12 protein-coding genes and 1 tRNA gene are annotated in these 13797 nt (G+C 70.1%); 7 read left to right on the plus strand and 6 right to left on the minus strand.

The features are described 5' to 3' along the window. The first annotated feature begins 337 nt into the window (after positions 1 to 337). Both serS and ACZ5VC_RS14190 read left to right on the plus strand, forming a co-directional pair. Entirely contained in the window at positions 338 to 1615 is a 1278-nt protein-coding gene (gene serS, locus ACZ5VC_RS14185; RefSeq protein WP_469120334.1) for a serine--tRNA ligase, read from the plus strand. After that, positions 1612 to 2415 (plus strand): HAD family hydrolase, encoded by an 804-nt coding sequence (locus tag ACZ5VC_RS14190; protein ID WP_469120335.1) that lies wholly within the window; start codon positions 1612 to 1614, stop codon positions 2413 to 2415. Before serS ends, ACZ5VC_RS14190 begins: the two co-directional genes overlap by 4 nt. A 134-nt stretch (positions 2416 to 2549) precedes the next feature. Here ACZ5VC_RS14190 and ACZ5VC_RS14195 read toward each other — a convergent pair. Next, positions 2550 to 2634: transfer RNA gene (locus tag ACZ5VC_RS14195), tRNA-Ser, on the minus strand. A gap of 324 nt (positions 2635 to 2958) precedes the next feature. Further along, positions 2959 to 4362: a dihydrolipoyl dehydrogenase gene (lpdA, locus tag ACZ5VC_RS14200; protein WP_469120336.1), complete on the minus strand. Its 1404-nt coding sequence runs from the start codon at positions 4360 to 4362 to the stop codon at positions 2959 to 2961. A gap of 114 nt (positions 4363 to 4476) precedes the next feature. Between lpdA and ACZ5VC_RS14205 the strand changes: the two genes are divergently transcribed. Together ACZ5VC_RS14205 and ACZ5VC_RS14210 are read left to right on the plus strand one after the other, a co-directional pair. Continuing rightward, entirely contained in the window at positions 4477 to 5157 is a 681-nt protein-coding gene (locus ACZ5VC_RS14205) for a FadR/GntR family transcriptional regulator (RefSeq protein ID WP_469120337.1), read from the plus strand. A gap of 81 nt (positions 5158 to 5238) precedes the next feature. Further along, positions 5239 to 6471 (plus strand): CynX/NimT family MFS transporter, encoded by a 1233-nt coding sequence (locus ACZ5VC_RS14210; RefSeq protein WP_469120801.1) that lies wholly within the window; start codon positions 5239 to 5241, stop codon positions 6469 to 6471. Positions 6472 to 6533: 62 nt separating this feature from the next. Here ACZ5VC_RS14210 and ACZ5VC_RS14215 read toward each other — a convergent pair whose 3' ends face one another. From ACZ5VC_RS14215 to ACZ5VC_RS14230, 4 genes are read right to left on the minus strand one after another with little or no spacing between them, the layout of a single operon-like run. Continuing rightward, a complete protein-coding gene (locus ACZ5VC_RS14215; RefSeq protein ID WP_468708863.1) occupies positions 6534 to 7253 on the minus strand; it encodes an ABC transporter permease in 720 nt (239 codons plus the stop codon). A 13-nt stretch (positions 7254 to 7266) separates the two neighbouring features. Next, on the minus strand, positions 7267 to 8178 hold the full coding sequence (locus ACZ5VC_RS14220; RefSeq protein ID WP_469120338.1) for an ABC transporter ATP-binding protein: 912 nt from the start codon (positions 8176 to 8178) through the stop codon (positions 7267 to 7269). After that, a complete protein-coding gene (locus ACZ5VC_RS14225; RefSeq protein ID WP_469120339.1) occupies positions 8175 to 9056 on the minus strand; it encodes an ABC transporter permease in 882 nt (293 codons plus the stop codon). Before ACZ5VC_RS14225 ends, ACZ5VC_RS14220 begins: the two co-directional genes overlap by 4 nt. Continuing rightward, positions 9053 to 10027 carry an ABC transporter ATP-binding protein gene (locus ACZ5VC_RS14230; protein WP_469120802.1) on the minus strand — a complete coding sequence of 325 codons (975 nt, stop codon included), beginning with the start codon at positions 10025 to 10027 and terminating at the stop codon, positions 9053 to 9055. Before ACZ5VC_RS14230 ends, ACZ5VC_RS14225 begins: the two co-directional genes overlap by 4 nt. 240 nt (positions 10028 to 10267) lie before the next feature. Here ACZ5VC_RS14230 and ACZ5VC_RS14235 point away from each other — a divergent pair, with 240 nt between their 5' ends. Genes ACZ5VC_RS14235 through ACZ5VC_RS14245 form a run of 3 tightly spaced genes read left to right on the plus strand, consistent with a single transcriptional unit; the run spans position 10268 to position 13793 of the window. Next, entirely contained in the window at positions 10268 to 11119 is an 852-nt protein-coding gene (locus ACZ5VC_RS14235; RefSeq protein WP_469120340.1) for a M24 family metallopeptidase, read from the plus strand. Further along, positions 11119 to 12885, plus strand: a complete 1767-nt coding sequence (locus ACZ5VC_RS14240; protein ID WP_469120341.1) for an SDR family oxidoreductase — start codon at positions 11119 to 11121, stop codon at positions 12883 to 12885. The genes ACZ5VC_RS14235 and ACZ5VC_RS14240 overlap by 1 nt, the downstream gene beginning before the upstream one ends. Continuing rightward, positions 12882 to 13793, plus strand: a complete 912-nt coding sequence (locus ACZ5VC_RS14245) for a metal-dependent hydrolase (RefSeq protein WP_469120342.1) — start codon at positions 12882 to 12884, stop codon at positions 13791 to 13793. Before ACZ5VC_RS14240 ends, ACZ5VC_RS14245 begins: the two co-directional genes overlap by 4 nt. The last annotated feature ends 4 nt before the right edge of the window (positions 13794 to 13797 follow it).

A 13797-nucleotide genomic window follows, 5' to 3' on the forward strand; every position in this document is an offset into this window, starting at 1 on the left:
CGTCCCTCATGCGATCTTCCACGGCTTTCGGAATGATCTATTCCAGGGACCCCAACTCTTCCACACAGCCTGTGGATAACTCTGCCGAGCCGAACACATCTGTGGACAAGCACTCCACGGCTGAGGCGTGTACGGCCCGTTCGCAGGGTCGGGCGGTCAAGATCACGCCAGCCTTCCGCCCCATTTCAGGGAATAGCGGTCGACTTATTGACAGATGACCGGGCGGGATTCCGGTCGATTCACCGCCACCATTCGTTAACTCCGGCAATTGGGGCAAAGCGACACGTGGGCCGATATCGGTTGGGGTGGCGCGAGCCCGCACCGGTAGCCTGGTGGGGTGATTGACCTTCGCCTGCTCCGTGAGGACCCCGACCGTGTTCGCGCCTCCCAGCGCGCCCGTGGAGAGGACGTCGCGCTCGTCGATGCCCTGCTCTCCGCCGATGAACGGCGCAGGTCGTCCGGCGTCCGCTTCGACGAGCTCCGCTCCGAGCAGAAGTCGCTCGGCAAGCTCATTCCCAAGGCCTCTCCCGAGGAGCGCGCCGAACTGCTCAAGAAGGCCGAGCAGCTCAAGGCCGACGTGAAGGCCGCCGAGGCCGAGCAGAACGAGGCCGACGAGGCCGCCAGGGCTCTGCTCCTCCAGCTCGGCAACATCGTCCACACGGACGTTCCGGTCGGCGGCGAGGAGGACTTCGTCGTCCTGGAGACGCACGGCACCATCCGTGACTTCGCCGCCGAGGGCTTCGAGCCCAAGGACCACCTGGAGCTCGGCGAGGCGCTGGGCGCCATCGACGTCGAGCGCGGCGCCAAGGTGTCGGGCTCGCGCTTCTACTACCTGACGGGCGTCGGCGCCCTTCTCGAGCTCGCGCTCGTGAACGCGGCGATCGCGCAGGCCACCGAGGCCGGCTTCATCCCGATGCTCACCCCGGCGCTGGTCCGCCCGCGCGCCATGGAGGGCACCGGCTTCCTGGGCCAGGCGGCGGAGAACGTGTACCACCTGGAGAAGGACGACTTCTACCTGGTCGGTACGTCCGAGGTGCCGCTCGCCGCGTACCACATGGACGAGATCATCGACGCCGACAAGCTGCCGCTGCGGTACGCGGGCTTCTCGCCCTGCTTCCGCCGCGAGGCCGGCACGTACGGCAAGGACACCCGGGGCATCTTCCGGGTCCACCAGTTCGACAAGGTCGAGATGTTCTCGTACGTCGACCCGGCCGACGCGGAGAACGAGCACAAGCGGCTCCTGGACTGGGAGAAGCAGTGGCTGACCGGCCTCGAGCTGCCGTTCCAGGTCATCGACGTCGCGACCGGCGACCTCGGGGCGTCCGCCTCGCGGAAGTTCGACTGCGAGGCCTGGATCCCGACGCAGGGCAAGTACCGCGAGCTGACCTCCGCGTCCAACTGCGACGGCTTCCAGGCGCGCCGCCTGTCCGTCCGTATGCGGGACGGCAAGAAGGTCCAGCCCCTGGCGACGCTGAACGGCACGCTGTGCGCCGTACCGCGGACGATCGTGGCGATCCTGGAGAACCACCAGCTCGCCGACGGCTCGGTGCGGGTGCCGGAGATGCTCCGCCCGTACCTGGGCGGCCGTGAGGTGCTGGAGCCGATCGCCAAGTGAGGTTTCCGTACCGTCTCGTCGCGACGGACCTCGACGGCACGCTGCTGCGGGCCGACGAGTCCGTCTCGGCCCGGACGCGTGACGCGCTCGCCGCCGCCACGGAGGCGGGCGCGGCCCACATCGTCGTGACCGGACGGGCCGTGCCCTGGACCCGGCACATCCTCGACGACCTCGGCTACGACGGTCTCGCGGTGTGCGGCCAGGGCGCGCAGGTCTACCACGCGGGCGAGCACAGGCTGCTGACGTCCGTGACCCTGGACCGCCAGCTCGCCGGGCTGGCGCTGTCCAAGGTCGAGGCGGAAATCGGACCGCTGGCCCTCGCCGCGAGCCGCGACGGGCTGGACGGCGAGGTCCTGGTCGGCCCCGGCTACCGCCTCCTGGAGGGCACCCTGCCGACCCGGCCGATGGAGGACCCGGCCGAGCTGTGGGCGGCTCCGCTCAACAAGGTCTACATCCAGCACCCCGACCTGAGCGACGACGCCCTGGCCCAGGTGGTGCGCGAGACGGTGGGCAGCCTCGTCGACGTGGTCATGGCGGGCGCCGGGGTGGTCGAGATCCTGCCGCTGGGCCTGAGCAAGGCGACGGGCCTCTCCCTGGCGGCGCGCCGTCTCGGCGTGAAGGCGGCGGAGACGATCGCGTTCGGCGACATGCCGAACGACATCCCCATGTTCGGGTGGGCGGCGCACGGCGTGGCCATGGCCAATGCCCATGACGACCTGAAGGCCGTGGCCGACGAGGTCACGACATCGAACGACGCGGACGGCATCGCGGTGGTGCTGGAGCGGCTGCTCCGGGGCTGAGCCCGGGCGGGTGCGGGCCGTCCGGGCCGCCGTCCTGGACGGGTTGCGGTGACCGGTTCTGTGACCGGTCCGGTGACGGGTTCCGGTGACGGGTTGGTGCGTCGAAGCGGGTCTGCCGCCCGCTCAGGGTTACGCGGAGGATGCGCGGATCGAACGCGCGCGGGGCTGACCCCGACCACGGCTTAGCAAGCCGGTGCCTTACCACTCGGCCAATCCTCCGGGGGGCGGCCCGCGCAGATCACCGCGCGCTCGAAGCGGCCGCCCGGGCGGTTCTCACACACCGCCCTGCTGGGAGCGCGACGGACTCGGACTCTTCTCGGTCAACGTCCCACTCCTCCCCGGTCTGCCCACCGCCGTGTCGCGGTGTGGCCTCAACCACTGTGCATCGGACCGGTGTTCGACCGCCACCGGTTTTCGGCGCGTACGCCCGAGGACAGGGAATGAGGCCGACCGCAGGCGCGTGCGCCCGAGCGCAGGGCATGGAGCCGAGCGCACGGGCGTGGGGTCCCCCGCGGAGACCTCACGCCCGTGCGTCGTATGACCTCAGAAATTGATCATGTGTCCCGCGAGGCCGTGCACGGCCTCCTTGACGGCCTCGCCCAGGGTCGGGTGCGCGTGCACGTTCCGCGCCACCTCGTGGACCGTCAGGTCCCACTGCTGGGCCAGCGTCAGCTCGGGGAGCAGCTCGGTGACATCGGGCCCGATGAGGTGCGCGCCGATGATCTCGCCGTACTTCGCATCGCTGATGATCTTGACGAATCCGGTCGTGTCACCGAGACCGTGCGCCTTGCCGTTCGCCATGAAGGGGAACTTGGCGACCTTGACGTCGAACCCCTTCTCCTTCGCCTGCGCCTCGGTCCAGCCGAAGCTGGCGATCTGCGGCTGGCAGTACGTGGCGCGCGGGATCATCGGGTAGTCGAGCTCCATGGTCTCGGCGCCCGCGATCGTCTCGGCGGCGACGACACCCATCGCCTCGGCGGTGTGCGCGAGCATCAGCTTCGCCGTCACGTCACCGATGGCGTAGATGTGCGGCACGGACGTACGGCTGCGGCCGTCGACGTCGATCGCGCCGCGCTCCGTGAGCGCCACGCCGGTGGCTTCCAGGCCGTAGCCGGTCACATTGGGCGCGAACCCGATCGCCTGCAGGACCTTGTCGGCCTCCAGGACCCGCTGGGTGCCGTCCTTGGCGGTGACGGTGACCCGGACCTGCGGCCCGGACTCGTCGATCGACTCGACCCGGGTGGAGGTCAGGACGTCGATGCCCAGCTTGCGGTACTGCTTCGCCAGCTCGGCCGAGACGTCCGCGTCCTCCAGCGGCGCGATCCGGTCCAGGAACTCGACGATCGTGACCTTCACACCGTAGTTGTGCAGGACGTACGCGAACTCGATGCCGATCGCGCCCGCGCCGGCGATCACGATGGAGCGCGGCACGTCCTCGGCGAGGATCTGCTCCTCGTAGGACACCACGCGCTCGCTGAGGCTGGTGCCGGGCAGCAGACGCGGGGTGGCGCCGGTGGCGATGATGCAGTTGTCGAAGGTGATGGTCTGCGAGGTGCCGTCCGAGAGCGCCACCTGCATGGTGTTCGCGTCCAGGAAGGTGCCCCGGCCGGTGAACTCGGTGATCTTGTTCTTCTTCATCAGGAAGTGGACGCCCTTGACGCGTCCCTCCGCGACCGTGCGGCTGCGCCGGAACGCCTCGCCGTAGTCGAACGAGACCTCGCCCTCGACCTTGATGCCGTACGTCTTGGCCTCGTGGGTGAAGAGGTGCGCCAGCTCGGCGTTGCGCAGCAGCGCCTTGGTGGGGATGCAGCCGACGTTCAGGCAGACACCGCCCCAGTACTTCTCCTCCACGACCGCGACCCGCTTGCCCAGCTGGGCGGCGCGAATGGCGGCGACATAGCCGCCGGGGCCTGCTCCGAGCACAACAACGTCGAAGCGGTCTGACATGACTGACTCCCCAAGTTGTAAGTGTGGTGGGTGTAGCCGCACACGTGCCCACATTAATCGGGCGGGCGAGTTGTAGGATGACTGGGCAACCGGGCGAATAGAGGAGTGGCTGGCATGGCGCTGAAGGCAGCGGGACGGACCTCCCTGGTGGATTCCGTCGGGGACCAGCTCCGCGCCCAGCTCACGGACGGGGAATGGGCCGTGGGCGACCGCATTCCGACCGAGCACGAGCTCGCGGAGCAGCTCGGCGTCGGCCGCAACACCGTCCGCGAGGCGATCCGCGTGCTGGTCCATGCGGGGCTCCTGGAGTCGCGACAGGGCAACGGCACGTTCGTCCGGTCGACGGCCGACCCGTCCGCCGTCCTGCGCGGGATGCGTCACGCCGGCGCGCTCGACGTACTGGAGTTGCGGGTGGCCCTGGAGGCGGAGGCGGCGCGCCTGGCGGCCGTGCGGCGGGACACGCACGACCTGCTGCGGCTGCGGGCGGCGCTGGCGACGCTCCGCGAGGAGGGCGACCGGGACGCGGACGCGGACATGGCCTTCCACCTCGGGGTGGTGGAGGCCACGCACAACCGCGCCTTCACCGAGGTCTACCGCTTCTTCTCGACCCAGGTGCACGAGGTGCTGGTGGAGGCCCTGGGCGACCAGGAGATGCCGCCGGTCGACATCGACGCACACGAGGCGCTGGTGGCGGCGGTCGAGGCGGGCGACCCGGACGCGGCCGAGGCGGCGGCGCGTGAGTTGCTGCGCGTCCCGATCGAGACCGTGAGCGCGCTGTCCGCCACCACCCGCTGACGCCTCCCGCCCCTTCCTTCCCGCTCGTGGGCCCCGTGGCCCGCCCTCGTGAGAAAGGTGACCGCCGTGTCACGCCCGGACATCGCCGACCGCGCAGGCCGGTTGCCGCTGACGAGCACCCGGGGGCCGGTCGTACGACGGGCCTTGCCGGCCCGGCCCGCGCTGCTGCTGGCCGGGATCGTGCTGGCCTCACTGAACATGCGGGCGGCGCTGGCGAGTGTGTCGCCCCTGGTGAGCGAGATCGGCGCCGCGTTCGGTCTGTCGTCGACGGCGACCTCGCTGGTCACCTCGGTACCGGTGCTCTTCCTCGGTCTCGGGGCCCTGGCCGCGCCCTGGCTGGGGCGCCGCCTCGGCAGCGAACGGGTGCTGTTCGGCGCGCTGTTGCTGCTCGCCGTCGGCATCCTGGTGCGCGTCCTGCCGTCGGTGTGGGCGCTGTACGGCGGCGGTGTGCTCGTCGGCACGTCGATCGCCCTGCTCAACGTCCTGATGCCCGGTCTGATCAAGCGTGACTTCCCGGACCGGGCGGCCTCCATGACCTCCGTCTACACCGGTGCCATGATCGCAGGGGCGACGGTGGTGGCGGCCACGTCCGTGCCGCTGGAGAAGGCGTTCGGCGGGAGCTGGGAGGCCTCGCTCGCCTCCTGGTCCCTGCTCGCCGTCGTGGCGGCGGTGGCCTGGCTGCCGCAGGTACGGAACGCGCGGAGCGGTCCCGGCTTCACCGTCCCGGCCGCCCCGGCGCCCGCCCGCAACATCTGGCGCTCCGCGCTTGCCTGGCAGGTGACGCTCTTCATGGGCCTGCAGTCCCTGTGGTCGTACGTCCTGATCGCCTGGATGCCGACGATCTTCACCGACCACGGAATGAGCCGCTCCACCGCGGGCGTCATCTTCGCCCTCAACAACCTCATCCAGGTCGCGGGCGCCTTCGCCGTCCCCCTGCTGGCAGGCCGTATGCGCAGCCAGCGGCCGCTGGTCGTGCTCGTCACCACCCTGGTGGCAAGCGGTTACGCGGGCCTGATGATCGCGCCCGTGTCCGGGGCCTGGCTCTGGGCGGCCGTGCTCGGCATCGGCCAGGGCGGAGCGGTCGGCCTGGCCCTCACGCTGATCGTGCTGCGCAGCCCCGACGCCCCGACGGCGGCCCGCCTCTCCGGAATGGCTCAGACCGTCGGCTACCTCCTGGCGGCGGCCGGCCCTCTCGCGGCCGGCGCGGTCCACCAGGCGACGGGCAGTTGGACGGTCCCCCTCGCCCTCGTGCTGTGCGTCTGTGCGACGGCCCTGGGGGTCGGCCTGCCGGCGGCCGGGGACCGCAAGGTCTGAGACGAACGAGGGACGGGGAATCACCCCGCCCCTCCACCGTCCCTCCGCCGTCCCCCGCCGGGCTACTCGTCCCCGGCCAGCGTCAGCGTCCGCAGCTTCTGTCCCGCGTACCAGGTCGCCACGACCGTGACGGCCGCAAGCAGCGCGGTCGCGACCGGCAGCCCCACGTCGGAGGCGACCAGTCCCTCGCCCGCGACCTTCTCGGCCACGGCGAGCGACCACTGCTGAACGCTCAATGTGCGCGCGCCGGCGATGAGGCTGCCGAAGAGCGCCTCCCACACCAGGGCGTAGACGAGGCCGATGACGACGGCGTGCCGGCTGACCGTGCCGAGCAGCAGGAACAGCGCGCTGTACGCGATCGAGGCGACCAGCGCCGCGACGGTGTATGCCACCGCGACCTGCTGCCCGTTGCCATTGAGGATCATGCCCGCGACGAAGGTGGGCAGGGCCGAGAAGACCATGGTGACCGCGATGGCCACGATGAGCTTCGTGAAGATGATCGTCGACCGCTTCACGGGCTTGGCCAGCAGATAGACGATCGAGCCGTCGTCGATCTCCGGTCCGATCGCGCCCGTACCGGCGATGACACCGATCAGCGGCACCATCGTGGCGAGCGCGAAGCCGCCGAGGACGTCGGCGGCGATCTGGTCGTCCGCACCGTTGAACGCGCGCACCGCCGCCGCGATCAGCAGCAGAAGTCCGGGCAGCGCGAACATGATCGCGGCGCGTCGGCGGCCGAGGAGGGCCCGGTAGGTGAGCCGGGCGACTGTCGGGTTGTACATCGCGAAGCTCCTTTCAGGCCGCTACGAGGTAGGAGAAGACGGATTCGAGGGACTCGTCGGAGGGCGAGACCGTCAGCAACCGAATCGAGTGCGCCCGGGCGACCTGCGGCAGCAGCTCCGTGAACCGGCCGAAGTCCACCGCCTGGATGCGCAGGGCGCCTTCGGCGAGGTCGACCTCGATACCGGCCGTGGACGGGTCGGCGATCAGCGCGGCGGCGAGCGCCCGGTCGTCGGAGGACCGTACGAGATAGCGGTGCGGCCGGTCCGTCATCAGACGGCGGATCCTGCGGAAGTCTCCGGACGCGGCGTGCCGTCCTGCCACGATCACCTCGATGTGCGAGGCCAGTTGCTCGACTTCTTCCAGGATGTGGGAGGAGAAGAGCACCGTGCGCCCCGCCGCGCCCATGCGCCGCAGCAGATCCATGAGCTGCATCCGCTGGCGCGGATCCATGCCGTTGAAGGGCTCGTCGAGCAGCAGCACGGACGGGTCGTGGACCAGCGCGGACGCCATCTTCACGCGCTGCCGCATGCCCTTGCTGTACGTGGCGATCTTGCGGTCCTGCGCGTATTCCATCTCGACCGTGGCGAGCGCCCGCTGGGCCTCCTTCTTGCCCAGGCCGTGCAATTCCGCGTTGGCGACGACGAATTCGTATCCGGTGAGGAAGTCGTACATCGCCTCCCGCTCGGGCACGACACCGATCTGCCGGTAGACGGACTCGTTGCGCCAGATCGTCTGTCCGTCGAGCGTGACGCTTCCGGTCGAGGGAGCGAGGAAGCCGCCCATCATGTTGATCAGGGTGGACTTCCCGGCGCCGTTGGGACCGAGGAGCCCGGTCACGCCCGGGCCGATGGTCATGGTCACGTCGTTGACGGCCACGACGTTCCCGAACCACCGTGAGGTGTGGTCGATGTTGAGCGTGGTCACAGCCCGACCTTTCGGTAGCGGCGCATCAGGACGGCGTACGAGCCGAGGATGAGCGCGAGGACGACCAGCAGATAGACCGCGCCGGGGCCCGCGCCCGGTCCGGCTCCGCCGGGGAACGCGGAGTCGGCGCCGAGGAAGGCGGTCTGTACGCCGTCGATGAGGGTGATCGGCGAGAACAGCCCCAGCCACTTGATGGCCGAGACGTTGTCCGTCCCGTACGCGATCCCCTGCAGGGTGGTGACGGCGCCGTACGAGATCGTCAGCGTGGCGATGACGGCGGCGACGCCGAAGCCCCGCCGGGGGGTCAGCGCAGCCATCACCAGCCCGATCCCGCCGAAGAGGAGGGAGAGCAGCGCCACCGAGACCAGGCCCTGGCCGAATCCCTCGGTCTGGTCGCCGAAGTCCATCTTCGCGAGCATCGAACCGATGTAGAGGATGATCAGCGGCGCCGCGGTGAGGATGAACAGCGCGGAGGTCATCGCGCCGTACTTCGCGAGGACGTAGTCCATGCGCTCGATCGGGCGCGAGAAGTACAGCGGAACCGTCTTGAACCGCAGGTCGCGAGAGACCGACTGGGGTGCCTGCGCGGCGAGGTAGAGGCCGATGACCGCCTGGGTGAGGATCGCGTACCGCGTGTAGTCCACCGGAAGGCTGTTGCTCTTCATGGCGACCGCGATGGCGACGATGATCGCCGCCGGCACGCACATGACGGCGAAGAGAATCATCGGCAGCACCTTGGACTTGGCCGAGCGGCCGAGGCCGTACGCGCCGCGCAGTGACTGCGAGAAGAGCGACCGGCGCGCGTAGGCGCGGCCGAGGCGGGGCCCGTCGTAGGTGCGGTAGCCGATGTTGTGGATCTGGGTGGTCTCGGTGCTCATCGCGCCCGCACCTCCATGGCCTGGGCCGCTGCCTGGTCCGCCTCGGGGCGGAAGACCTCGGCGATGTGGTGACGGCGCTGCTCCATCCGTACGAGCCCGAGGCCGAGGTCGGCCACGGTGTCCCGGACGATGTCGTAGGTCTCCTCGCCGGTGGCTTCGAGGAGCAGGATGTGGCCCGCGCCGGGCAGCCCCTCCTCCACCCCCGCGTGGAGCGTGATCCCGGCCGCGGCGAGAGCCTCGCGCAGGGCCCCGGTGCCGTCGGGCCGGGCGTCGGTGTCGGTGACCTCGACCGCGAGCGTCGCCGTCGTCTGGGTGAAGTCGCTGGTGGAGCTGGAGCGCAGCAGCGTGCCGCCGTCGATGACGACGACATGGTCACAGGTGCGCTCGAGCTCGCCGAGCAGGTGGGACGTGACGAGGACCGAGATCCCGAAGTCGGTCCAGACGCGGCGGATCAGGCCGAGCATCTCGTCCCGGCCGACGGGGTCGAGACCGTTGGTGGGTTCGTCGAGGAGGACCAGCTGCGGGTCGTGGACCAGCGCCTGGGCCAGCTTCACGCGCTGCTTCATACCCGTCGAGTAGCCGCCGATGGGGCGGTAGCGCTCCTCGTAGAGACCGACGTGGCGCAGGGTGTCGGCGGTCCGCTCGCGTGCGGCGGTGGGGGGCAGTCCGGACATCCGCGCCATGTGGACGACGAACTCGGTGGCCGAGACGTCGGGCGGCAGGCAGTCGTGCTCGGGCATGTACCCGACCCGCTCCCGGATGGCGGCGCCGGAGGTGGCGACGTCGAGGCCGAGCACTTCGGCGCGGCCCTCCGTGGCGGGGGACAGACCCAGCAGGATCTTGATCATGGTTGACTTGCCGGCTCCGTTGGCACCCACCAGTCCGGTCACACCGGGCCCGATGTCCAGGGAGAGCCGGTCAAGAGCGGTCACCCGGGGGAACCGCTTGCTGAGGCTTTCGGTAGCGATCACAGTCACGCTTCGACGGTAGTGGCGCGGAACACACCGGTCGTCAGCCCAACGGCTCGACCCGTGTCCGACTCCAGGCGTACAGACCCGTAAGGGAGTCGCGACCAAAGTCGTTGGCCGCCTCGTCACGCAGCGCGTTTTCCACAGGCCCGCGCACGCCCCTTGACGTAGCCGCCGGGCATTGTCACATTCATCAGTGTCAAGTTACGAACGCGTACCGCACACACGGGACGGACGGGTGGCATGGCCTCAGCGGTCTCAGCTTTGAACACCGAACTCGACGCGGAGCTGCGAGGGTTCAGAGAAGTGCAGCGCCTCGCCTATGCCTGCGCGGAGGCCGTCGCGGCGCAGCTCAAGCCGGGCGTGACCGAGCGCGAGGCGGCTCGGATGCAGCGCGACTGGCTGCGGGAGCGGGGCGTGCGGGACTGGTTCCACATGCCGTTCGCCTGGTTCGGGGACCGCACGGCGTTCGTGAACTTCCGGATACCGCTGCAGTTCTTCCCGACGAACCGGAAGCTGGAGGCGGGGATGCCCTTCATCCTCGACATGGCCCCGGTCCACAAGGGCTACACCGCCGACATCGGGTACTCGGGCTGCCTCGGCCTCAACCCGGTGCACGACAAGCTGCTCGCCGATCTCCAGGCGCACCGGGAGCTGATCCTGCGCGAGGTGCGCGAGCGCCGCACGCTGCGGGAGATCTACGAGGACGTGGACCGGCTCATGGTCCGCCAGGGGTACGCCAACCGACACCGCGCGTACCCCTTCGGCGTCATCGCTCACAAGATCGACCGGGTGAAGGAGCGCCGTTGGTCACCGACGCTGTTCGGCTTCGGCACCCAGTCGCTCAAGGGCCTCGCGAGCGACGCGGTCCACGGTCACCGGGACGGCTGGTCGCCGCTCTGGTCGCCGTACAAGTTCTCCGACCACCCGCCCCGGCCGGGGCTCTGGGCGGTCGAGCCGCACCTCGGATTCCGGGGTACGGGCGCGAAGTTCGAGGAGATCCTGGTGGTCACCGACTCCAAGGACCCGGAACAGGGCGCGTTCTGGCTGGACGACGATCTGCCGCATGTGCGGCGCTGGGCGGAGGGCGTGTGATGGCGGGGCTGACGGGGGCGCGGGAGCGCTGGGTGCGTACGGGCGGCATCGAGTTGTGCGTCGCGGAGCTGGGGGACGAGAGCCGGCCGACCGTGATGCTGGTGCACGGCTACCCGGACTCCAAGGAGGTCTGGTCGGAGGTCGCCACCCGACTCGCCGAGCGGTTCCATGTGGTGCTGTACGACGTCCGGGGACACGGCCGCTCCACCGCGCCGACCCCACTGCGCGGCGGCTTCACCCTGGAGAAGCTCACCGACGACTTCCTGGCGGTGGCCGAGGCGGTCAGCCCGGACAAGCCGGTCCACCTGGTCGGGCACGACTGGGGATCCGTACAGGCCTGGGAATTCGTCACGGTCCCCCGCACCGAGGGCCGCATCGCCTCGTTCACCTCGATGTCCGGGCCTTCGCTCGACCACTTCGGGCACTGGATCAAGCAGCGGATGACCCGGCCGACACCGCGCAGGATCGGCCAGCTGCTCGGCCAGGGCGCCAAGTCCTGGTACGTGTACATGCTGCACACGCCGGTATTGCCGGAGCTCGCCTGGCGCGGGCCGCTCGGCAAGCGGTGGCCCGCGATTCTCCAACGGATCGAGAAGGTGCCCGCCGGTGACTACCCGACGCCGTCGCTGCCGACGGACGCCGCCCACGGCGCCTGGCTGTACCGCGACAACGTCCGGGCCCGGCTGCGCCGGCCCCGCGCCGACGCCTACGCGCACGCACCGGTCCAGCTGATCACACCGACCGGTGACGCCTTCCTGTCCGAGCGCCTCTACGACGACCTGGCGCACTGGGCGCCCGAGCTGACGCGCCGGTCGCTGCCCGCCAAGCACTGGGTGCCGCGCACCCGCCCGGACCAGCTGTCCGCCTGGATCACCGACTTCGTCACGACGCACGAGGACCCGGCGGCCAGGGCACCCGCCGCACCCCCGAAGGGCAGGCACGCCGACCGTTTCGCCGGGCAGCTGGTCCTGGTCACGGGCGCCGCCAGCGGAATCGGCCGGGCCACGGCCTTCGCGTTCGCCGAGGCGGGCGCGCGGATCGTCGCCGTGGACCGGGACGCAGAGGGGGCCGCCCGTACGGCCGAGATGTCCCGGCTGATCGGCTCCCCGGAGGCGTGGGGCGAGGCCGTCGACGTCAGCGACGAGCAGGCGATGGAGAAGCTCGCCGAGAAGGTCGCCACCGAATACGGCATTGTCGACGTCCTGGTGAACAACGCCGGTATCGGCCTGACCGGCTCCTTCTTCGAGACGACCAGCGAGGACTGGAAGCGCGTCCTCGACGTGAACCTCTGGGGCGTCATCCACGGCTGCCGGATCTTCGGCAAGCAGATGGCCGATCGCGGCCAGGGCGGCCACATCGTCAACACAGCCTCCGCCGCCGCCTTCCAGCCCTCACGCGCGCTTCCCGCCTACGCCACCTCCAAGGCGGCAGTGCTCATGCTGAGCGAGTGCCTGCGGGCCGAGCTGGCCGGCCAGGGCATCGGCGTGAGCGCGATCTGTCCCGGAATCGTCAACACCAACATCACCGCTACCGCGCGGTTCGCCGGGACCGACGAACAGGAGCAGAAGCGCAAGCAGAAGCAGGCCTCCCGGCTGTACGGGCTGCGCAACTATCCGCCGGAGAGAGTCGCCGACGCGATCCTTCGCGCGGTCGTGAGGAACCAGGCGGTCGTCCCCGTGACCCCGGAGGCTCGCGGCGCCCATCTGCTGTCCCGCTTCACACCCAGGGCCCTGCGTGCCATAGCGCGGTTGGAGCCGCCGGCATGAGCGGGGAGCGGGAGCGCCACGCGATCTCACCTCGCCGGGTGTCCTTCGACTGGGACGCGACCCCACTGCACTGGATACCGGGCGAGCCCACCGCCACCCATGTCATCAACGTGCTGCATCTGCTACTCCCGGCCGGGGAGCGGTGGTTCGTCAAGGTCTTCAAGGAGGCTCTGCCACTGGTCGACGACCCGGAGCTGCTCAAGGACGTCAAGGGCTTCATGGGCCAGGAGGCGACGCACAGCGTCCAGCACGCGTATGTGCTGGACCACCTGGCCGCGCAGCGGCTCGACACCGCCGCGTACACGAAGCACGTCGACTTCCTCTTCGAGAAACTGCTCGGCGAGACACCGCCCTTCGGCGCCCCGATACCGACGCAGGAGTGGCTGCGCTTCCGGCTCTCGCTGATCGCCGCGATCGAGCAGTTCACGGCGGTCCTCGGGAACTGGGTGCTGCACGCCGAGGCACTCGACCGGTCCGGCACTGACGAGATCATGCTGGACCTGCTGCGCTGGCACGGCGCGGAGGAGGTCGAGCACCGGGCCGTGGCCTTCGACATGTACCAGCACTGCGGCGGCACGGGGCTGTCGCGCTACGCCCGGCGCGTCGAGGGCATGGCCGTCACCGCTCCCGTCCTGCTGTGGTTGTGGGCCTGGGGCGCCTCGTACCTGATCCGGCACGACCCCCAACTGGCCGGCCGGCTGCGCTATTCGCTCCGTGAACACAACAGGGCGGTCGCCAAGGGCCTGCTGCCGAGCTGGCGCGAGATCGGTGCGGCCATACCCCGCTACCTGCGGCGGTCGTACCATCCCTCGCAGGAGGGTTCGCTGCGCAAGGCCGTCGAGTACCTCGCGTCCTCGCCCGCGGCCCGGACCGCGGCGGGCGTGGTGGGCCGTGCCGCGATGGGGTAGTAGG

It is taken from the genome of Streptomyces sp. NPDC033174 (assembly GCF_055577795.1).